This is a genomic window from Streptomyces liliiviolaceus, from assembly GCF_018070025.1.
Lineage (GTDB): Bacteria > Actinomycetota > Actinomycetes > Streptomycetales > Streptomycetaceae > Streptomyces > Streptomyces liliiviolaceus.
Window position 1 is genome coordinate 2,679,309 of the sequence record NZ_JAGPYQ010000001.1, and the last position, 19,720, is coordinate 2,699,028.

At 71.9% G+C, this 19,720-nt stretch carries 16 protein-coding genes; 10 read left to right on the plus strand and 6 right to left on the minus strand.

Translation table 11 applies throughout. From position 1 onward, the window contains the following. Nucleotides 1–67: 67 nt before the first annotated feature. Nucleotides 68–1,357, plus strand: a complete 1,290-nt coding sequence (locus J8N05_RS11790) for a citrate synthase (protein ID WP_210882439.1) — start codon at nt 68–70, stop codon at nt 1,355–1,357. A 671-nt stretch (nt 1,358–2,028) separates the two neighbouring features. Here the strand turns inward: J8N05_RS11790 and J8N05_RS11795 are convergent. After that, complete coding sequence (locus tag J8N05_RS11795) at nt 2,029–4,374, minus strand: heavy metal translocating P-type ATPase (protein WP_210882440.1); 2,346 nt, start codon at nt 4,372–4,374, stop codon at nt 2,029–2,031. 86 nt (nt 4,375–4,460) lie between these two features. Beyond that, a complete protein-coding gene (locus tag J8N05_RS11800) occupies nt 4,461–4,700 on the minus strand; it encodes a heavy-metal-associated domain-containing protein (protein WP_210882441.1) in 240 nt (79 codons plus the stop codon). A gap of 151 nt (nt 4,701–4,851) precedes the next feature. Between J8N05_RS11800 and J8N05_RS11805 the strand changes: the two genes are divergently transcribed. After that, the gene (locus J8N05_RS11805) at nt 4,852–5,886 is read left to right on the plus strand and encodes a zinc-dependent alcohol dehydrogenase family protein (RefSeq protein ID WP_210882442.1); all 1,035 of its coding nucleotides are present in this window, start codon (nt 4,852–4,854) and stop codon (nt 5,884–5,886) included. A gap of 113 nt (nt 5,887–5,999) precedes the next feature. On the opposite strand, the gene J8N05_RS11810 is transcribed toward J8N05_RS11805, so the two are convergent. Continuing rightward, nucleotides 6,000–6,200 carry a helix-turn-helix transcriptional regulator gene (locus J8N05_RS11810; RefSeq protein ID WP_210882443.1) on the minus strand — a complete coding sequence of 67 codons (201 nt, stop codon included), beginning with the start codon at nt 6,198–6,200 and terminating at the stop codon, nt 6,000–6,002. A gap of 342 nt (nt 6,201–6,542) precedes the next feature. Between J8N05_RS11810 and J8N05_RS11815 the strand changes: the two genes are divergently transcribed. The 3 genes from J8N05_RS11815 to J8N05_RS11825 all read left to right on the plus strand — a co-directional run bounded on the left by J8N05_RS11815 (nt 6,543) and on the right by J8N05_RS11825 (nt 9,148). Next, entirely contained in the window at nt 6,543–7,211 is a 669-nt protein-coding gene (locus tag J8N05_RS11815) for a TetR/AcrR family transcriptional regulator (protein WP_210882444.1), read from the plus strand. Between the two features lie 7 nt (nt 7,212–7,218). Continuing rightward, nucleotides 7,219–8,040, plus strand: coding sequence for an SDR family NAD(P)-dependent oxidoreductase (locus tag J8N05_RS11820; protein WP_210882445.1), 822 nt, complete (start codon nt 7,219–7,221; stop codon nt 8,038–8,040). A 67-nt stretch (nt 8,041–8,107) separates the two neighbouring features. Beyond that, complete coding sequence (locus tag J8N05_RS11825) at nt 8,108–9,148, plus strand: NAD(P)-dependent alcohol dehydrogenase (protein WP_210882446.1); 1,041 nt, start codon at nt 8,108–8,110, stop codon at nt 9,146–9,148. Between the two features lie 34 nt (nt 9,149–9,182). Here J8N05_RS11825 and J8N05_RS11830 read toward each other — a convergent pair whose 3' ends face one another. Both J8N05_RS11830 and J8N05_RS11835 read right to left on the minus strand, forming a co-directional pair. After that, the gene (locus J8N05_RS11830; protein WP_210882448.1) at nt 9,183–9,692 is read right to left on the minus strand and encodes a putative immunity protein; all 510 of its coding nucleotides are present in this window, start codon (nt 9,690–9,692) and stop codon (nt 9,183–9,185) included. Beyond that, entirely contained in the window at nt 9,689–10,327 is a 639-nt protein-coding gene (locus J8N05_RS11835; protein WP_210882450.1) for a TetR/AcrR family transcriptional regulator, read from the minus strand. Before J8N05_RS11835 ends, J8N05_RS11830 begins: the two co-directional genes overlap by 4 nt. Nucleotides 10,328–10,499: 172 nt before the next feature. Here J8N05_RS11835 and J8N05_RS11840 point away from each other — a divergent pair, with 172 nt between their 5' ends. Continuing rightward, nucleotides 10,500–11,270, plus strand: coding sequence for an SDR family NAD(P)-dependent oxidoreductase (locus tag J8N05_RS11840; RefSeq protein WP_210882452.1), 771 nt, complete (start codon nt 10,500–10,502; stop codon nt 11,268–11,270). A gap of 43 nt (nt 11,271–11,313) precedes the next feature. Here the strand turns inward: J8N05_RS11840 and J8N05_RS11845 are convergent, their stop codons facing one another. Further along, complete coding sequence (locus J8N05_RS11845) at nt 11,314–12,648, minus strand: family 43 glycosylhydrolase (protein WP_210882454.1); 1,335 nt, start codon at nt 12,646–12,648, stop codon at nt 11,314–11,316. Between the two features lie 510 nt (nt 12,649–13,158). On the opposite strand from J8N05_RS11845, the gene iolC reads away from it, so the two are divergent. The 4 genes from iolC to J8N05_RS11865 all read left to right on the plus strand — a co-directional run bounded on the left by iolC (nt 13,159) and on the right by J8N05_RS11865 (nt 19,640). Further along, complete coding sequence (iolC, locus tag J8N05_RS11850) at nt 13,159–14,133, plus strand: 5-dehydro-2-deoxygluconokinase (protein ID WP_210882456.1); 975 nt, start codon at nt 13,159–13,161, stop codon at nt 14,131–14,133. Nucleotides 14,134–14,506: 373 nt separating this feature from the next. After that, complete coding sequence (gene iolD / locus J8N05_RS11855) at nt 14,507–16,402, plus strand: 3D-(3,5/4)-trihydroxycyclohexane-1,2-dione acylhydrolase (decyclizing) (protein ID WP_210882458.1); 1,896 nt, start codon at nt 14,507–14,509, stop codon at nt 16,400–16,402. A 34-nt stretch (nt 16,403–16,436) separates the two neighbouring features. Next, complete coding sequence (gene mmsA, locus J8N05_RS11860) at nt 16,437–17,957, plus strand: CoA-acylating methylmalonate-semialdehyde dehydrogenase (protein WP_210882460.1); 1,521 nt, start codon at nt 16,437–16,439, stop codon at nt 17,955–17,957. 264 nt (nt 17,958–18,221) lie between these two features. Continuing rightward, the gene (locus J8N05_RS11865) at nt 18,222–19,640 is read left to right on the plus strand and encodes an APC family permease (RefSeq protein ID WP_210882461.1); all 1,419 of its coding nucleotides are present in this window, start codon (nt 18,222–18,224) and stop codon (nt 19,638–19,640) included. Nucleotides 19,641–19,720: the final 80 nt, after the last annotated feature.

Below are 19,720 nucleotides of genomic sequence, written 5' to 3' on the forward strand. Positions count from 1 at the left end.
CAAATGGGGGATGGTAGAGACAGTCAGGGCACCTCGAAGAAGAGGCACAACGTCGGTGAGGGATGACGTGAGCGACAACTCTGTAGTACTGCGGTACGGCGATGGCGAGTACACCTACCCGGTGATCGACAGCACCGTCGGCGACAAGGGCTTCGACATCGGGAAGCTCCGCGCCCAGACCGGTCTGGTGACGCTGGACAGCGGTTACGGGAACACCGCCGCCTATAAATCCGCCATCACCTATCTCGACGGCGAGCAGGGCATCCTCCGCTACCGCGGGTACCCGATCGAGCAGCTCGCCGAGAGCTCCACCTTCCTCGAAGTGGCCTCGCTGCTGATCAACGGCGAGCTGCCCACGGTCGACGAGCTCTCCACCTTCCAGAACGAGATCACGCAGCACACCCTGCTGCACGAGGACGTCAAGCGGTTCTTCCAGGGCTTCCCCCGTGACGCCCACCCGATGGCGATGCTGTCGTCGGTGGTCTCCGCGCTGTCGACGTTCTACCAGGACAGCCACAACCCGTTCGACGAGCAGCAGCGCCACCTCTCGACGATCCGGCTGCTCGCCAAGCTTCCGACCATCGCCGCGTACGCGTACAAGAAGTCGATCGGTCACCCCTTCGTCTACCCGCGCAACGACCTGGGCTACGTCGAGAACTTCCTGCGCATGACCTTCTCGGTCCCGGCGCAGGAGTACGAGCTCGACCCGGTCGTCGTCTCCGCGCTCGACAAGCTGCTCATCCTGCACGCGGACCACGAGCAGAACTGTTCGACCTCCACCGTCCGTCTGGTGGGCTCGTCGCAGGCGAACATGTTCGCCTCGATCTCCGCCGGCATCAGCGCCCTGTGGGGCCCGCTGCACGGCGGCGCCAACCAGTCGGTCCTGGAGATGCTCGAAGGCATCAAGGCCAACGGCGGCGATGTCGACTCCTTCATCCGCAAGGTGAAGAACAAGGAGGACGGCGTCCGCCTGATGGGCTTCGGCCACCGGGTGTACAAGTCCTTCGACCCGCGCGCGAAGATCATCAAGGCTGCCGCGCACGACGTCCTGTCGGCCCTCGGCAAGTCCGACGAGCTGCTGGACATCGCGCTCAAGCTGGAGGAGCACGCGCTCTCCGACGACTACTTCGTCTCGCGCAACCTCTACCCGAACGTCGACTTCTACACCGGCCTCATCTACCGGGCCATGGGCTTCCCGACCGAGATGTTCACGGTCCTGTTCGCCCTCGGCCGGCTGCCGGGCTGGATCGCCCAGTGGCACGAGATGATCAAGGAGCCCGGATCCCGGATCGGGCGTCCGCGCCAGATCTACACGGGTGTGGTCGAGCGGGACTTCAAGCCGGTCCAGGAGCGCTGAGCGCTCCTCCGGTGCCGCAGGTCCTCGACCGCGGTCCGTCGTGGCGGGCCGCGCAGTTCCCCGCGCCCCTTACGGGGCCGGGGGCTGCCCTGCCCCGCAGAGGCTGAAGCCCCATGTCCCGTAAGGGATGAAGCGCAATGAAGAAGGCGCCCCGCTGCCGGTCCCCCCACGGGCCGGAGTCGGGGCGCCTTCCCATGTCCCGGTGCGGATTCCCCCCACGGGATCCGGCCGGGCGTTTGAAGGCAGCGCCTGAATCGCTGCGAGCAAAACGAGCAGAATGAACAAGAACTCTGCCTACTGCGTACTACCTACCGCGTACTGCCGTACTACCTCCTGCTGGTGCGGTCTGCCGGGACCCGTACGTACGGGAGGGCCGCTCAAAGCTCCCCGTCGTACGTGCCCCGGCAACGCATTTCCAGGAACGTCCCCCAAGACATCCCCAGATGCCAGAAACGCCCCCCAAGACGTGTCTGACATCGTCAATCTAGACTCACGAACCCCTTCGATGGTTACGTTCACATCACTGTGACCTGCGTCTCTTGCGTATGTCCTGAAGATACGCAAGAGCCCCGATATGACTATCGGAGCCCTAGCGTAAGGATGATGCGCGAGCCTTGTGAAGAGCTTATGTGAAGACGTGTGCCGGACTCTAGGGGACTCCTACCTCTTCGTCATGAAAATGCCCTGAGACGGAGGCTGTTCGTCACCACGAACACCGAGGAGAACGCCATGGCGGCTCCGGCGATCATCGGGTTCAGCAGTCCGGCCGCGGCGAGGGGCAGTGCCGCCACGTTGTATCCGAAGGCCCAGACGAGGTTCCCCTTGATCGTCGAGAGGGTCCTGCGGGACAGCCGGATCGCGTCCGGGGCCGCCCGCAGGTCCCCGCGGACGAGCGTCAGATCGCTCGCCTCGATCGCGGCGTCCGTGCCCGTGCCCATCGCCAGGCCCAGATCTGCGGTGGCGAGCGCGGCCGCGTCGTTGACGCCGTCGCCCACCATCGCGACCGCCCGGCCCTCTCCCTGAAGCCGCCTGATCACGTCGACCTTGCCCTCGGGCAGCACCTCGGCGATCACCTGGGCGGGGTCGATGCCCACGGAACGGGCCACGGACTCGGCGACGGTCCGGTTGTCCCCGGTCAGCAGCACCGGGGTGAGCCCCAGGGCGCGCAGCGCGCGGACCGCCTCCGCGCTGGTCTCCTTGACCGCGTCGGCGACGGTCACGACACCGTGCGCCACACCGTCCCAGGCGACGGCCACGGCGGTACGCCCCTCCTCCTCGGCCCGCGTCCGCAGGGCGGCGAGGGACTCGGGCAGCGTGATCCCGGCCTCTTCGAGGAGGCGAACGCGGCCCACGAGGACCGCGTGGCCCTCGACCGTGCCGCGGACGCCGAGCCCGGGCACGTTCTCGAAGCCGTCCACGGCCGGCAGGGCCCCGGTCCGCTCCTCGGCGCCCGCCGCGACGGCCCGGGCGATCGGATGCTCCGAGGCGTGCTCCAGGGCGCCCGCGAGGCGCAGTACGCGTGTCCGGTCGGTGCCCTCGGCCGCATACACCTCCTGGAGGGTCATGCGGCCCGTCGTCACCGTGCCGGTCTTGTCCAGGACGATCGTGTCGACGCGGCGGGTGGACTCCAGGACCTCGGGGCCCTTGATGAGGATGCCGAGCTGGGCGCCGCGGCCCGTGCCGACCATGAGGGCGGTCGGGGTGGCCAGTCCGAGGGCGCAGGGGCAGGCGATGATCAGCACGGCGACGGCCGCGGTGAACGCGGCGGCCGTGTCGCCGGTGACGCCGAGCCAGACCCCGAAGGTGGCGACGGCGATCAGCAGCACCACGGGTACGAAGATCCCGGAGATCCGGTCGGCGAGGCGCTGCACCCGGGCCTTGCCGTTCTGGGCGTCCTCCACCAGCCGCGCCATCCGGGCGAGCCGGGTGTCGTCGCCGACCCGGGTCGCCTCGACGAGCAGCCGCCCGCCGGCGTTCACGGTCGCCCCGGTGACGGCCGAACCCACCGTCACGTCCACCGGCACGGACTCGCCCGTCAGCATCGACGCGTCGACGGCCGAGGTCCCCTCGACGACCGTGCCGTCGGTGGCGACCTTCTCCCCGGGCCGTACGACGAAACGGTCGCCCACGGCCAGCGCGCCCACCGGGACGCGGACCTCACGGCCGTCCCGTACGACGGAGACGTCCTTCGCGCCCAGTTCCATCAGGGAGCGCAGGGCGGCGCCCGCGCGGCGCTTGGAGCGGGCCTCCAGGTAGCGGCCGAGGAGGATGAGGGCGATGACCCCGGCGGCCACTTCGAGGTAGATCGCCGAGGCGCCCTGCTCGCGGGAGACGGTGAGGGAGAAACCTTCGTCCCGCATGCCCTCCATGCCCGCGTCGCCGAAGAACAGCGCCCACAGGGACCAGCCGAACGCGGCCAGCGTGCCCGTCGAGACGAGGGTGTCCATGGTGGCGGCGCCGTGCCGGGCGTTCGTGTACGCGGCCCGGTGGAAGGGCAGCCCGCCCCAGACGACGACCGGCGCGGCGAGCGTCAGCACCAGCCACTGCCAGTTGTCGAACTGGAGGGCCGGGATCATCGACAGCAGGACGACGGGGGTGGCGAGGAGCGCGGAGACGACGAGGCGTTCGCGCAGCGCGGCCAGTTCGGGGTCACGCTCGTGCGCCGCGTCCTCGCTGGCGGCTTCCCCGTCCGCCGCGGGCTCCGGGGGCCGCGGCGGCGGGGGTTCCTCGGCCGTGTAGCCCGTCCTGACCACGGTGGCGATCAGGTCGGAGACCCGGACCCCGTCCGCGTACGCGACCTTCGCCTTCTCCGTCGCGTAGTTGACCGTGGCGGTGACGCCGTCCATGCGGTTGAGCTTCTTCTCGACGCGGGCCGCGCAGGAGGCGCAGGTCATCCCGCCGATGGTCAGCTCGACCTGCGAGTCGGCCGGTGATTCGGCCGGTGACGCCGGGTCGGCCGGAGGGGCCGCGGTGGCGGTGCCGGTGCTCGTGCTGCTGCTGGTACGGGTACTGGTCATGTCCTGCTCCAGGGAACGAACCGGGGCCGTACGGAGCCAGTATCAGCTGGTCGGTACGGCCCGGTGTGGAGTGAGGGGAGGCGTCCTCAGGCCTGGGCGGCGAGCTCGAAGCCCGCCTCGTCGACGGCGGCGCGGACGGTCTCCTCGTCGAGCGGGGCGTCGGAGACCACGGTCACCTCGCCGGTGGAGGCGACGGCCTTCACCGAGGTGACGCCCGCGATCGCGGAGATCTCGCCGGAGACCGAGCCTTCACAGTGTCCGCAGCTCATCCCGCTCACCCGGTAGACGGTGGTGACGGAGCCGGGGGTGTCGGTGTGGGCGGTCATGTCGTTCTCCTCGTCGAGACGTATGGGGCGTGTGCGGCGCGTGCGTCGTGGGATACATGAGGCGTGTGTGGCCCACGGGCTTCCACGGTACTCACAGTATACCCCTAGGGGGTACTTTCAAAGGGCTGGCGACAGCGGAGGGGTGGCGGGCATGCGGGCAGTGGTGTTCGAGCGGTTCGGGGAGCCGGCCGAGGTGCGGGAGGTGCCGGACCCGGCGCCCGCGCCGCACGGGGTGGTGGTGCGCGTCGAGGCCACCGGGCTCTGCCGCAGCGACTGGCACGGCTGGCAGGGCCACGACCCGGGCATCGCGCTGCCGCACGTGCCCGGGCACGAACTCGCCGGAACCGTCGAGGCCGTGGGCGCCCTCGTGACCCGCCACCGCCCCGGCGACCGCGTCACCGTGCCCTTCGTCTGCGCCTGCGGAAGCTGCGCCTCCTGTGCGGCGGGCGACCAGCAGGTGTGCGAGCGCCAGACCCAGCCCGGGTTCACGCACTGGGGGTCCTTCGCCGAGTACGTCGCCCTGGACCACGCCGACGTGAACCTCGTCGCCGTGGCGGACGAACTGTCCTTCGGTACGGCCGCCTCGCTCGGCTGCCGGTTCGCCACGGCGTTCCGCGCGGTGGTCGCGCAGGGGCGGGTGGCGCCGGGGGAGTGGGTGGCCGTGCACGGCTGCGGAGGGGTCGGGCTGTCCGCGGTGATGATCGCCGCGGCGGCCGGGGCGCGGGTCGTCGCGGTCGACCTCTCGCCCGCGGCACTCGATCTCGCGCGGCGGTTCGGCGCCGCGCACTGCGTGGACGCGTCCCGGACCGGTGACACGGCGGAGGCGGTCCGCGACCTGACCGGCGGCGGCGCCCATCTCTCCCTCGACGCCCTCGGCTCCCCGGCCACCTGCGCGGCCTCGGTCGCCGGGCTGCGCCGCCGCGGCCGGCACGTCCAGGTGGGCCTGCTGCCCGAGGACCCGAAGGTGCCGATGTCCCGGGTGATCGGCCTCGAACTCGAACTCCTCGGCAGCCACGGCATGGCCGCGCACGCCTACCCGCCGATGCTGGAGTCCGTACGGGCGGGGCTGCTGCGCCCCGACCTCCTGGTGACGTCCACGATCCCCCTGAAGGCGGCCCCCGCGGCCCTGGCGGCGATGGGGGCCGCGCCGGGGGCGGGCGTCACGGTCGTCGAACCCTGGGCGTGAGCACCGCGCCGCGGCGGCGCGAACGGGAAAGAGGGGGTCCCGCACGGTGGACGTGCGGGACCCCCTCGTGCGCGACGGGTGCCGGGCGGCACGCCGGGAGTGGTGGCGGGCGGTCAGCGGTCCCGGCGGCCTCTGTTGCCCGGCCGGGAGGCGACCCAGGCGCGGACGGTGTCGGCGTACCAGTACGGCTTGCCGCTCTCCACGTGGTCGGGCGCGGGCAACAGTCCTTGTTTGCGGTAGGACCGCACGGTGTCCGGCTGCACCCTGATGTGCGCCGCGATCTCCTTGTACGACCAGAGCCTTCGGTCGGTCATCCGTAGCACCTCCCTGCGCGCGCCGCGGCGGCGGCCGAGGGGCGGCCGTCGGGGGAGCCGGGCGCTGCGCTGGCGATCACAAGCCTGTGCTCGGTGAACGACACAGAGTGACAACGCGGCAGGGGCTGTCGCGCGGGTGTGACGCAAGACCCGCGTACACGTGACATGTGTGACAGAGAGGGGTCTTTTGTGACACGGGTGACGCATTGGGCCCCATCGAACTCCATCGGGCCCCGTCCCATTGGGTCACGTCGGCCCCCGTCGGACTCCGTCGGATCCCATCGAGAACATGTCCCGGTGGGAAACATGTCCCATTGGGACATGGAGGAGTATTCTGAGGGTATGGAGGCAATGGAGCCCAGCACCACCACCGCGGACCGCCGGCAGCGCAAGGCCCGGCAGACCCGCAACGCCCTCGCGACCGCCGCCGTCGACCTGATCCTGGAGCGCGGACTCGCCGCCACCACGGTCGAGGCGATCGCGGAGCGGGCGGACGTCACCCGCCGTACCTTCAGCCGGCTCTTCGCCGGCAAGGAGGACGCGGCCCTCGACTTCGTACGAGGTGACGGCGACCGCATCAACGCGCTGCTGCGCGGGCGGCCCGCCGCCGAACCGCCGCTGCTCGCCTACCGCCGGGCCGTGCGCGACTGGCTCGCCGACCGGGACGACCCGGCCTGGCACGTGCGCCCCCGGATGCGGCGGCTGCTGGCCCTGCTCGACAGCGAGCCGGCCCTGTTCGCGGCGTACGAACGCATCCGGGTCGACGCCCAGGAGGAGTCGGTCCGCATCCTCGCCGACCGGCTCGGCACCGACGACGTGCTGGACGTGCGTCCCGCCGTCGTGGTCGACGCCGCCGCCGGAGTCCTCACCGCCGCGCTGCGCATCTGGGCGCGCGGCACGTCCGGCCCCGACTCGGCGGCCGAGGACCTCGCCGCCCTGGTCGAGCGCGCCTACGACGCCCTGACCCACGAGGCCGCGTCCGCGGTCTCGTACGACACCCCCGAGAAGTGAGAGCACCATGAGCACCACCGGCACCACCCCTGTCACCGGCGACGCACCCGTCACCGGCAACGCCCCCGTCGCCGACTACGCCACCGAGTTCGCGGGGAGGACCGCGCTCGTCACCGGCTCCGCCTCCGGCATCGGCCTGGCCACCGCCCGCCGCCTCGGTGCGGGCGGCGCGAACGTCGTGATCGCCGACTACAACGCCGAGGGCGCCGAGAAGGCCGCCGCCGACCTGCGCGCCGAGGGCTTCAAGGCCGCCGCGGTCGCGGTGGACGTGACGAGCCCCGACTCCGTGGCGGCGACCGTCGCCTTCGCCGTCGAGACTTTCGGCGGACTGCACCTGGCCGTGAACAACGCCGGCATCGGCGGCCCGAGCGCCCCGACGGGCGAGTACGACATCGAGGCGTACGACCGTGTGGTGCTCACCAACCTCAACGGCGTCTTCTACAGCCTGCGCCACGAGCTGCCCGCCATCGAGGCGGCCGGCGGCGGTGCCGTGGTGAACGTCGCCTCCATCCTCGGCTCGGTCGGCTTCGCGGGCTCCTCCGCGTACGTGGCCGCCAAGCACGGCGTGGTCGGCCTGACCAAGACGACCGCCGCCGAGTACGCCGCCAAGGGCATCCGCGTCAACGTGGTCGGCCCCGGCTTCATCGAGACCCCGCTGCTGCGGACCATGGACAAGGAGGCCTACGACGGCCTGGTCGCGCTGCACCCCGCCGGTCGGCTCGGCCGCCCCGAGGAGGTCGCCGAACTGATCGCCTTCCTGCTGTCCGCGCGCGCCTCGTTCGTGACCGGCGGCTACCACCTGGTCGACGGCGCCTACACCGCCCTCTGAGCACCACGGAAGCGCAGGAACGACAGAGCAGCAGCAGAGCGAAACAGACAGAGAAAGAAGCAAGGCCATGAAGGCACTGCAGTACCGCTCCATCGGCGCCGCCCCCGAGGTCGTGGTCGTCCCCGACCCCGAACCCGGCCCCGGTCAGGTCCTGTTGAAGGTCACCGCCGCCGGCGTGTGCCACTCCGACATCGCCGTGATGAGCTGGCCCGCCGAGGGATTCCCGTACGAGCTGCCGCTCACCCTCGGCCACGAGGGCGTCGGCACGGTCGCCGCGCTCGGCGCGGGGGTGACCGGTGTGCGCGAGGGCGACGCGGTCGCCGTGTACGGCCCCTGGGGCTGCGGCAGCTGCGCCAAGTGCGCGGAGGGCAAGGAGAACTACTGCCTGCGCGCCGACGAGCTCGGTATCCGTCCGCCGGGGCTCGGGGCGCCGGGTTCGATGGCGGAGTACATGCTCGTGGACGACCCCCGGCACCTGGTGCCGCTGGACGGGCTCGACCCGGCCGCGGCGGTCTCGCTGACGGACGCGGGACTGACGCCGTACCACGCGATCAAGCGGTCGCTGCCGAAGCTGGTGCCGGGTTCGACCGCCGTGGTCATCGGCACGGGCGGGCTCGGGCATGTCGCCATCCAGCTGCTGCGGGCCATGTCCCCGGCCCGGGTGGTCGCCCTCGACGTGAGCGAGGAGAAGCTGCGGCTGGCGCGCCAGGTCGGTGCCCACGAGGCGGTCCTGTCCGACGCGCAGGCCGCCGCCAAGGTGCGGGAACTCACCGGCGGTGTCGGCGCGGAGGCGGTCTTCGACTTCGTCGGGGTACAGCCCACGCTGGCCACCGCGGGAGCCGTCGCGGCGGTCGAGGGCGACATCACGATCGTCGGCATCGGCGGCGGAACGCTCCCCGTCGGCTTCGGGCAACTGCCCTTCGAGGTGTCGGTCAGCGCCCCCTACTGGGGCACCCGCGGCGAACTCGTCGAGGTCCTCGCACTGGCGCGCTCCGGCGCGGTGTCGGTGCACACCGAGACCTTCTCCCTGGACGAGGCCCCCCTCGCCTACGAGCGTCTGCACGAGGGCAGGATCAACGGCCGAGCGGTGATCCTCCCGCACGGCTGAGCGGGCCCGGCGGGACCGCGGGCGCCGCGGCCGGTCAGGGGGTGAACACCGACCAGCAGATGTCGTTGCGCAGGCGCTGGTCGTCGAGCACGAGTTCGCGGATCTCCGGCGGGAGTTGCTCGCGCTGCCACCGGCACTCGTCCCGGCCCGCGGACCCGCTCTCGCCCGCGGCGGCGCGGGCGGCCTTGATCGCGTAGGCGGCGGCGCCCAGTTCGTGGGCGGCGACGTGGGCGACGGCTCCGGCCTGACCTGCGGCGTACGCGGCGTGGCGGGCCGCCCCGCGCAGATCTCTGGCCGCCCCCATCGCATGGCCGCCCGCCGCCCGTGCCCGCATCATCCCCACCTCGCCGCGGACCCAGGCCCGGGCGTGCGCGATCGCCTCGCGCGGGCGCGGGTCCTCGGGCCGGACCGCCTCGAAGAGGTGAAGGACGTGTTCCGCGCACACGGCGGCCCACAGGGCCAGCAGACGGTGATCCGCGTCGGTGAGGGTCCCGCCCCGGCGGATCGTCGTGAAGCGGGGGTCCCGGACCTTCGGGAGGATCATGACCGTGCCTCCTCGGGCGGGACCGGACGGACGGCGTCGGGCCGGGCCGCCCGCAGATGGTCGATGCCGGTGTCGAGCGCCGCCTTGAGATGGGCCGAGTCGCCCGTGGACATCATGATGGTCACGCCTCCCTGGATGCCCGCCAGCAGCGCGGCGGCCTCCCGGTCCGCGTCGAGGGCCGGCGACACCAGACCGTTCGTCTGCAGGGCGCGCACCCCGCGGGCGAGTTGCCCCTGCCACTGGCGCATCAGCTCCGTCACGATCGCCCGCGCGCCGGGCCGGTCCCGCCCCACCTGGAGGAACAGGGACCCCAACGGGCAGTGGTCGCCCTGTCGTTCGTACCGCTCCACCACCACGTCCCGCCACCGCCGCCAGGACTCCCACGAGTCCAGGCGCCCCAGATGCGGCTGCTGGTCCGCCAGGACCCGGTCCGCCTCGAACCGGGCCACCGCCAGCAGCAGTTCGTCCTTGCCGGCGGGGAAGTAGTGGAAGAGCTGGCTCTTGCTGGTGCCGGTACGGCCGCGGATGTCGTCGAGCGTCGTGAACGCGACGCCCTGTTCACGCAGCACCTCGGCCGCCCCTTCGACGATACGGGCCCGGGTGGCCCGGCCCTTCACGGTCGCCGCTTGCGGCATCCCCGCCTCCTCGTGGTCCCTGCTCCGCCCGCCGTCCGGCCGGCCCCACCGACGGTACCCCCGTTCTGGACTTGCCGGTCCATTTTTCGCGGCGCACAGTGGGCCGCGCACGACGCGGAACACGCCGGGGGAGCGCCCCGGCGGACTCGACGGAGACAAGGGAGACCACTTCATGAGCGAGCGGCTGCGGAACAGGACCGCGCTGGTCACGGGCTCGACCAGCAACATCGGACAGGCGATCGCCGAGGCGTTCGCCGCCGAGGGGGCCCACGTCGTCGTGTCCGGGCGCGACGCGCGGCGGGGAGCGCGGGTGGTCGAAGGGATCCGCGCGGCGGGCGGCCGGGCCGACTTCCTGGCGGCGGACCTCGACGGGAGCGAGGAGGCCTCCCGGGACCTGGCCGAGCGGGCCCGGGAGACCCTGGGCGGGCGGATCGACATCCTGGTCAACAACGCCGGGATCTATCCGTCACCCGGTACCGCCGACACCGACGAGAAGACGTTCGACCAGATCTACGGCGTGAACGTGAAGGCGCCGTTCTTCCTCACCGCCGCCGTCGTCCCGGCCATGGCGGACGCCGGTGGCGGGGTGATCGTCAACCTCGGCTCGTGGATCGCGCGTCTCGGCGTCCCCCGCGGGGCGCTGTACAGCTCCACCAAGGGAGCCATGGAGACGCTCACGCGGGCCTGGTCCGCGGAGTTCGCCCCGCTCGGCGTACGGGTCAACGCCGTGTCGCCGGGCGTGATCCTGCCCCCGGCCCCGGCGGGCGCCGAGCCCGGACCGGGCGAGATCATGATGAAGGGCACCCCGGCCGGCGGCGTCGGCACGCCCGGCGCCATCGCGTCCGCCGTGCTCTGGCTGGCGAGCGACGAGGCGTCCTTCGTGCACGGAACCGTGGTGGACGTGGACGGGGGCAGGACCGGGGTCGCCGTCGTCGCCGCGTAGAAGCCGGGGCAACAACGGGAACGGGCGCCCCCGGCCGGGGGCCTCAGTCGCGGCGCCGGACGTACAGTCGGTTGCCCTTGGGGCCGGTCCACTCCACCCGTACGACACCGGGCACGGCGGCCTCGGCGAGACGCGAGGCGTTGGACCAGTAACCGAAGTTGGGGTTGTTGAAGAAGGTCGCCCACAACTGCCCGCGGTGGTCCTCGAAGAAGTTGTTGTGGCCGGCGCCGACACCGGCGGTCCAGCGCTGCGAGTACGGCCCCTCGAAGGTGTCGGAGACGGCGACGACGGCGTCGTACTGGTACTGGACCCGGCCGGTCGCGGGGGTGTCGTAGGCCTGGCGGGTGGTGCCGTCGGCGTTGACCGAGGTCCGGTCCCACGCGGCGTGGAGCAGGAAGTACTTGCCGCCGTACTTGAACACGTACGCGCCTTCGAGGTACGGCTCGGGCGAGTAGGGCGACTGCCGGAACGCCGGGAGGTCGGTCGTGGGGACGATGTCCTCCATGTCGTCCCGGAATCTGGCGTACAGGTTGTTGTGCAGCACCAGCCAGGCCTCGTCGCCCTCGGAGTAGAGGCTGCCGTCGATGTGGTGGTAGGCGCCGGGCTCGATGAAGGCGGGGCCGCCGATGAACGAGTCCCCGAAGGGTTTGTCGAGGTTCCCCTCGACCAGCCGGTACGGGCCCTCGACGCCGCCCTCGCTGACGAGCATGAACGAGCCGACCTTCTTGGAGTGGTCGCCCATGCACGCGACGAGGTACCACTTGCCGCCGAAGCGGTGCAGCTCGGGCGCCCAGGCCTGACCGCGCTTGCCGAACTGTTCGTCGTACCAGTACTCCTGCCAGGGGGCGACGACCGTGCGGCCGGGCCGGTTCTCGCCGACGAACTCGGGCGACCACACCTTGCCCTTCTCCGCGCCGGGCCGCACCCCGGTCGTGTCCGCCAGTCTCCAGGGGCCCTGGAGGGAGCGCGCGGTCCACACGAAGATGCCGTCGTTCCACGGCCCTGCCGTGTCGAGTCCGGGCACCCGGGTGGTGCCGGTGGCGACGTAGAGGGGGCGGCCGTCGACGACGAAGCAGTTGACGTACGTGTCGCGCATCCAGACCACCCCGCGCTCCTCGTCGCGCGGCCGCAGCTCCAGCGGCAGCACGAAGGAGTTGTCGTCCCTCGGCCAGAGGTCCGGGCGGGTGTCGGCGAGGCCGTAGGGGGCGGGATCGGGCCAGTTCGCCGGATGCCGCCGCCCCGACACGGACGCGGACTCCGGCACGGACGCGGCCGACGCGGGCTGCGCGGGCAGGGCCGCCGCCGCGCCCAGGCCGGCGGCGGCCCCGGCCAGCAGGGCACGGCGTCCGACGGGCGGTCGGTTCTCATGGCTGGTCATCGGTCAACTCGCATGCCGCCAGCATGAAAAGCCCGGATGATCTACGTCAAGACACCGACGATTTAATCCGCCGGGACCTGACTGCCAAGGGGCGCGGGGAACTGCGCGACCAGCCCCCACGCACCCGCACCCGCCCCCGTCCCGACCGCGCAGCCGCCCCCGATCCGCACCAGCGATTCAACCCGCCGAGGCCGGACCGCCAAGGGGCGCGGGGAACTGCGCGACCGGCCCCCACGCACCCGCACCCGACCCCGCAGCCGCCCCTACCCCGCTTGCGATCCGCCCCGATCCGCACACCAGCGATTCAATCCGCCGAGGCCTGACCGCCAGGGGGCGCGGGGAACTGCGCGACCAGCCCCCACGCACCCGCACCCGACCGCGCAGCCGCCTCCACCCCGTCCCCGATCCGCCCGGTCCGCGTCAAGACATGGTCCGAATGTCCGGACAACCAATTGACAGGGCTCTATCGGCGCCGCTAGACCTGGGGTCCACCGATGCGGAGGGAACTCGATGGTCGAGTCAGCGGAGTCCAGTGCGTACGACCTCATCACCATGGGGCGCATCGGCGTGGACCTCTACCCGCTGCAGACCGGCGTGCCCCTCCCGCAGGTGACGTCCTTCGGGAAGTTCCTCGGCGGCTCGGCCACCAACGTGGCGGTCGCCGCGGCCCGGCTCGGCCGGCGTACGGCCGTGGTGTCGCGGACCGGGGACGATCCCTTCGGCACGTATCTGCACGAGGCGCTGCGCGACTTCGGCGTCGACGACCGCTGGGTGACGCCGGTGCGCGGACTGCCCACGCCGGTCACCTTCTGCGAGGTGTTCCCGCCGGACGACTTCCCGCTGTACTTCTACCGGCAGCCGAAGGCGCCCGACCTGGAGATCGACGCCCACGAACTGGACCTGGACGCCATCCGGGACGCCCGGATCTTCTGGGTCACGGGCACGGGCCTGAGCGAGGAGCCCAGCCGCACGGCGACGCTCGCGGCGCTGGCCCACCGCGCGAGGTCGGGCCCGACGGTCTTCGACCTGGACTGGCGGCCGATGTTCTGGACCGACCCGGCCGCGGCCCGCCCCTTCTACACCGAGGCCCTGCGCCACACCACGGTCGCCGTCGGCAACCTCGACGAGGTGGAGGTCGCCACGGGCCTGCGCGAACCGCACGCGGCGGCCCGCGCCCTCCTCGACGCGGGCGTCGAACTGGCCGTGGTCAAACAGGGCCCCAAGGGCGTCCTGGCCGTGCACCGCGACGGCGACTTCGAGGAGGTGCCCCCGCTGCCGGTCACGGTCCTCAACGGCCTCGGCGCCGGTGACGCCTTCGGCGGCGCCCTCTGCCACGGCCTGCTGGCCGGCTGGGACCTGGAGCGCGTCATGCGCCACGCCAACGCCGCGGGCGCCCTCGTGGCCTCCCGGCTGGAGTGCTCCTCCGCCATGCCGACCCTCCCCGAGGTCGAGGAAGCCCTCGCGGCCGGGGCGGTGCCCCGGTGAGCGGGAGTGCCGTGCTTCCACCGGGTGGTGGTTGTACGGTGCGCACAGAGGGGAATAAAGAGGGCAAAGTGTTTGAACACCTGGGCGGGGAGCGCGTGTTCGCCGGAGCCGCCGGCTCCGGTCACGCCCCCGTGATGCCCGGGCACAGATCGCCTCCGGCGCGGAAGTCCGCTTCGCCCTGGCAGGAGCGAAGTGCGAGCGACGACTCCCCGCCCGCTACGGCTCCGCGCCGGAGGTTCCCGACTGCCCTGTACGCGCTTCGGATTGGCGGGCGGGCCGTAGAGACGTAGGGCCCGTTCAGACGTATGACGTGGCGGATCAGCTTCCATCCGTGATTCCACCCGTGACACGTAGAGAGCACAGAGGGCTACCGATGACAGAGCCGAGGTCAACGACGACAAGGCTGACGGTCGCACAGGCACTGGTGCGGTTCCTCACCGTCCAGTACACCGAGCGCGACGGCGTGCGGCGCCGCCTGATCGACTCCACCTGGGGCATCCTCGGCCACGGCAACGTCGCCGGCCTCGGCCAGGCGCTCGTGGAGTACGGCGACGGCATGCCGTACCACCAGGGCCGCAACGAACAAGCCATGGTGCACGCGGCGGTGGGCTACGCGCGTCAGTCGAACCGCCTCTCCGCACAGGCCGTCACCACGTCCGTCGGCCCCGGCGCCACGAACCTCGTCACGGGCGCCGCCCTCGCCACGATCAACCGCCTCCCGGTGCTCCTGCTGCCCGGTGACGTCTTCGCGACCCGCCCCGCCGACCCGGTCCTCCAGCAGCTCGAAGTCCCGTACGCGGGCGATGTGTCGGTCAACGACTGTCTGCGCCCGGTGTCGAAGTACTTCGACCGGATCGGCCGCCCCGAGGCGCTGATCCCGGCCGCTCTCCAGGCGATGCGCGTGCTCGCCGACCCGCTCGACACCGGCGCCGTCACCCTCGCGCTCCCGCAGGACGTCCAGGCGGAGGCCTTCGACTGGCCCGACGAGTTCTTCGCCGAACGCGTGTGGACCGTACGCCGTCCGGTCGCCGACCCCGCGCAACTGGCCGTCGCCGTCCGGACGATACGGACGGCCAGGCGGCCCCTGGTCGTCGCGGGCGGCGGGGTCCACCACAGCGAGGCCGAGGACGCGCTGCGCCGGTTCGCCGACCTCACCGGGATCCCGGTCGCCTCCACACAGGCCGGCAAGGGCTCGCTCGCCTGGGACCACCCGGCGGACGTCGGCGGCATCGGGCACACGGGCACCGCGACCGCCTGCGAACTCGCCCGCACCGCCGACCTGGTCATCGGCGTCGGCACCCGCTACACCGACTTCACCACCGCCTCCGGCACCCTCTTCGCCGCCCCGGACGTGCGCTTCCTGAACATCAACATCGCCGCCTTCGACGGCCACAAGATGTCCGGGCAGCCGCTGGTCGCCGACGCGCGCACCGCCCTGGAGGCCCTCACCGCGGCCCTCGCCCCGCACGGCCACCGCGCCGGGCCCGCCTACGTCACCGAGTACACCGACGACAAGGAGCGCTGGGAGCACCGCGTCGACGCGGCCTACGAGGCGGAGGACCCCTACGCGCGGCCCACCCAGCCGCAGGTCCTCGGCGCGCTCGACGACCTGGTCACCGGCGACGACATCATCGTCAACGCGGCCGGCTCCCTCCCCGGCGACCTGCACAAACTCTGGCGCGCCCGGTCCCGCGACCAGTACCACGTCGAGTACGGCTACTCCTGCATGGGCTACGAGATCCCGGCCGCGATCGGCATCCGGATGGCGGCCCCGGACCGGCCCGTGTGGGCCCTGGTCGGCGACGGCACGTACCTGATGATGCCCACCGAGATCGTCACCGCCGTCCAGGAGGGCATCGCCATCAAGGTGGTCATCCTGCAGAACCACGGGTACGCGTCCATCGGCGGCCTCTCCCAGACGGTCGGCGGCGAGCGCTTCGCCACCGCCTACCGCCACCGCTCCGAGGACGGTACGTACACGGGGCGCCCGCTCCCCGTCGACCTGGCCGCCAACGCGGCGAGCCTCGGTATGCGGGTGCTGCGCGCCAAGACCGTGGACGACCTGCGGACCGCCCTCGCCGAGGCACGGGCCGCCGACACTCCCACATGTGTCTACGTGGAGACCGAAACGGCAGACACAGTGTCGGGCGCGCCCCCGGCGCAGGCCTGGTGGGATGTTCCTGTGGCCGAGACCGCGACCCGACCGTCGGCGGTCAAGGCACGCGCGCTGTACGAACGGCTGGCCTCCACCCGGCGCCGCCATCTGTGACGTAGTTCTCGGGCATGACAAGGAGTTCTCGGGCATGACGAAGATCGTCAACCACTGGATCGGCGGCAAGCCCGTCGAAAACGCTGCGGGCGCGTCGGGCACGTACGGGCCGGTCACCGACCCCGCGACCGGCGCCGTCACCACGAAGGTCGCCTTCGCGAGCGTCGAGGAGGTGGACGCCGCGGTCGCCGCCGCTAAGGACGCCTACGCGAGCTGGGGCACCTCCTCGCTGGCCAAGCGGTCCGCGATCCTCTTCGCGTTCCGCGCGCTCCTGGACGCCCACCGCGACGAGATCGCCGCCCTGATCACCGCCGAGCACGGCAAGGTCCACTCGGACGCGCTCGGCGAGGTCGCGCGCGGCTTGGAGATCGTCGACCTGGCGTGCGGGATCACCGTCCAGCTGAAGGGCGAGCTGTCGACCGAGGTGGCCTCGCGGGTCGACGTGGCGTCGATCCGCCAGCCGCTCGGGGTCGTCGCGGGCATCACGCCGTTCAACTTTCCGGCGATGGTGCCGATGTGGATGTTCCCGCTCGCCATCGCGTGCGGCAACACCTTCGTGCTCAAGCCGAGCGAGAAGGACCCGTCGGCGGCCGTCCGGCTCGCCGAGCTGTTCGCGCAGGCGGGCCTTCCGGACGGCGTGCTGAACGTCGTGCACGGCGACAAGGTGGCCGTCGACCGCCTTCTGGAGCACCCGGACGTCAAGGCGGTCTCCTTCGTCGGCTCCACCCCCATCGCCCGGTACATCCACACCACCGCCTCCGCCAACGGCAAGCGCGTCCAGGCCCTCGGCGGCGCCAAGAACCACATGCTGGTCCTCCCGGACGCCGACCTGGACGCGGCGGCCGACGCGGCCGTCTCCGCCGCCTACGGCTCGGCGGGCGAGCGCTGCATGGCCATCTCGGCCGTCGTCGCGGTCGGTGCGATCGGCGACGAACTGGTCGCGAAGATCCGCGAGCGCGCCGAGCAGATCAAGATCGGCCCCGGGAACGACCCGGCGTCCGAGATGGGCCCGCTGATCACCGCGGCCCACCGCGACAAGGTCGCCTCGTACGTGACGGGCGCCGCCGCCCAGGGCTCCGAGGTCGTCCTCGACGGCACCGGGTACACGGTCGAGGACCACCCCGAATGCGCTGACGGCCACTGGATCGGGCTCTCGCTGCTCGACAAGGTCCCCACCGACTCGGACGCCTACCGGGACGAGATCTTCGGCCCGGTGCTGTGCGTGCTGCGCGTGGACACGTACGACGAGGGCGTGGCGCTGATCAACAGCTCCCCCTTCGGCAACGGCACCGCGATCTTCACCCGGGACGGCGGCGCGGCCCGCCGCTTCCAGCTGGAGATCGAGGCGGGCATGGTCGGCGTGAACGTGCCGATCCCGGTGCCGGTGGGCTACCACTCCTTCGGCGGCTGGAAGGACTCCCTCTTCGGGGACCACCACATCTACGGCAACGACGGCACGCACTTCTACACCCGCGGCAAGGTCGTCACGACCCGCTGGCCGGACCCCTCGGAGGGCCCGGCGGGCGTGGACCTCGGATTCCCGCGCAACCACTGAGCCCGCCGGCACGTTCCGTCGGCACACCTTCCGCCGGCACCTTCCCCGGTGAACATCGGCTGTGAATTTCGGCGCCCGTGCTGCGGTTACCGCACGGGCGCCGATCGCTGAGGCTGCTTGCACCCCCCTGTCAAGAACGGCAGTTGAGTCCCCCTCGATCTACGGATTCCGTAGGTCGAGGACCGTTGACGATTCGGATTCCGCAGGGTTCGATGCGGCACGGGAGCACGCACCCCCGCCGCACGAGTCGATCGGAACCGCTCCATGACTGACACGCTTCGCACCGTCGACTCCGCCGCCGTCCCCAGGGCACCGGACGGCGGTCCCGGCGAAACCGGCACCGGTCCCCGTACGCTCAAGCGATCCATCGGGGTCGTCGGCGGGACCCTGCTCACGATCTCCTGCGTGACACCGGCCTCCACGCTCTTCGTGGTCGTCCCCGACCTGTTCGGATCCCTCGGCACGGCGACGGCCCTGACGATCGCCATCGGCTCGCTGCTCTGTATCGCCGTGGCGTTCTGCTACTCGGAGCTGGGCACCCTCATCCCCAGCGCGGGCGGCGAGTACGCCATGGTGTCGACGATGGCCGGCCGGCTCGCGGGCTGGCTGGTCTTCGTCCTGTCGCTCCTCGTCGTGATGATCGTCCCGCCGGTGATCGCGATGGGCACGGCCGACTACCTCGCGCCCCTCGTGCACCTCGACGCGTCCTGGGCGGGCGCGGGCGTGATGGCGCTCGCCACCCTCGCGGGCCTGCTCGACCTGCGGGCCAACGCCTGGATCACCGGGATCTTCCTGGTCCTGGAGGTCATCGCGGCGGCCGTGGTGGCCGTCCTCGGCTTCGCCCACGCCGAGCGCGGGGCGGGCAGCCTGGTGTCCATGGAGGTGGCCGGCCCCGGCGGGCATCCGGACACCGTGACGGTGATGCTGGTGGTCTCCGGGCTCGCGATCGCCCTCTTCGTCACCCAGGGCTTCTCGACGGCCGTCTACCTCTCCGAGGAGTTGGAGAACCCGCGCCGCAACGTGGCCCGTACGGTCCTGGCCACCCTCGCCATCTCCACGGTGATCATCCTCGTGCCGGTGGCGGCGATCACCCTGGGCGCCCCCGACCTGGCCGCGCTCACCGGCGGGGACATCGGCGCCATGGTCGCCGCGTGGTCGAACTCGGCGGTCGGTACGTTCGTCAGCCTCTGCGTGGCGCTCGCCATCATCAACGCGGGCATCGTCATGGTCATCCAGAACTCCCGCGTGCTGTTCGCCTCCGCCCGCGACAAGGCGTGGCCCGAGCCGGTCAACGGCGTCCTGTCGAAGCTCGGCCGCTTCGGCTCCCCGTGGGTGGCGACGCTCGTGGTGGGCGTACCCGGCGCGGCGCTGTGCTTCGTCAACCTCGACACCCTGTACGGCATCACGGGCGTCTCCGTCACGAGCATGTACATCCTGGTGGCGGTGGCCGCGCTCCTGGCCCGCCGGGGCCCCCACGCCCACACCCGGGCCTGGCGCATGCCGCTGTGGCCGACGCTCCCGATCCTCCTCACAGCGGTCCTCGTCTACGTCCTCACCATGCAGGACCCGACGTACCTGGCCTGGACGGGCGGCATCACGGCGACGGCAACCCTCTACTGGGCCCTGTACCTACGCCCCCGCCGAACCACCCGCTGGCTGGTAACGGTCCCGGACACCCACTAGGGGCGCGGGGAACGGCGCGGCCAGCCCCTACCGACCCGCACAGGACCACCGGCGGAGCCACCCCGCATACCGCACGCGCG

Bases quoted from the DNA above. Each gene is read 5' to 3' on its own strand.
- J8N05_RS11795 (WP_210882440.1), bottom strand. From the start codon at position 4,374: ATGACCAGTACCCGTACCAGCAGCAGCACGAGCACCGGCACCGCCACC.
- J8N05_RS11800 (WP_210882441.1), bottom strand. From the start codon at position 4,700: ATGACCGCCCACACCGACACCCCCGGCTCCGTCACCACCGTCTACCGG.
- J8N05_RS11805 (WP_210882442.1), top strand. From the start codon at position 4,852: ATGCGGGCAGTGGTGTTCGAGCGGTTCGGGGAGCCGGCCGAGGTGCGG.
- J8N05_RS11810 (WP_210882443.1), bottom strand. From the start codon at position 6,200: ATGACCGACCGAAGGCTCTGGTCGTACAAGGAGATCGCGGCGCACATC.
- J8N05_RS11815 (WP_210882444.1), top strand. From the start codon at position 6,543: ATGGAGGCAATGGAGCCCAGCACCACCACCGCGGACCGCCGGCAGCGC.
- J8N05_RS11820 (WP_210882445.1), top strand. From the start codon at position 7,219: ATGAGCACCACCGGCACCACCCCTGTCACCGGCGACGCACCCGTCACC.
- J8N05_RS11825 (WP_210882446.1), top strand. From the start codon at position 8,108: ATGAAGGCACTGCAGTACCGCTCCATCGGCGCCGCCCCCGAGGTCGTG.
- J8N05_RS11830 (WP_210882448.1), bottom strand. From the start codon at position 9,692: ATGATCCTCCCGAAGGTCCGGGACCCCCGCTTCACGACGATCCGCCGG.
- J8N05_RS11835 (WP_210882450.1), bottom strand. From the start codon at position 10,327: ATGCCGCAAGCGGCGACCGTGAAGGGCCGGGCCACCCGGGCCCGTATC.
- J8N05_RS11840 (WP_210882452.1), top strand. From the start codon at position 10,500: ATGAGCGAGCGGCTGCGGAACAGGACCGCGCTGGTCACGGGCTCGACC.
- J8N05_RS11845 (WP_210882454.1), bottom strand. From the start codon at position 12,648: ATGACCAGCCATGAGAACCGACCGCCCGTCGGACGCCGTGCCCTGCTG.
- iolC (WP_210882456.1), top strand. From the start codon at position 13,159: ATGGTCGAGTCAGCGGAGTCCAGTGCGTACGACCTCATCACCATGGGG.
- iolD (WP_210882458.1), top strand. From the start codon at position 14,507: ATGACAGAGCCGAGGTCAACGACGACAAGGCTGACGGTCGCACAGGCA.
- mmsA (WP_210882460.1), top strand. From the start codon at position 16,437: ATGACGAAGATCGTCAACCACTGGATCGGCGGCAAGCCCGTCGAAAAC.
- J8N05_RS11865 (WP_210882461.1), top strand. From the start codon at position 18,222: ATGACTGACACGCTTCGCACCGTCGACTCCGCCGCCGTCCCCAGGGCA.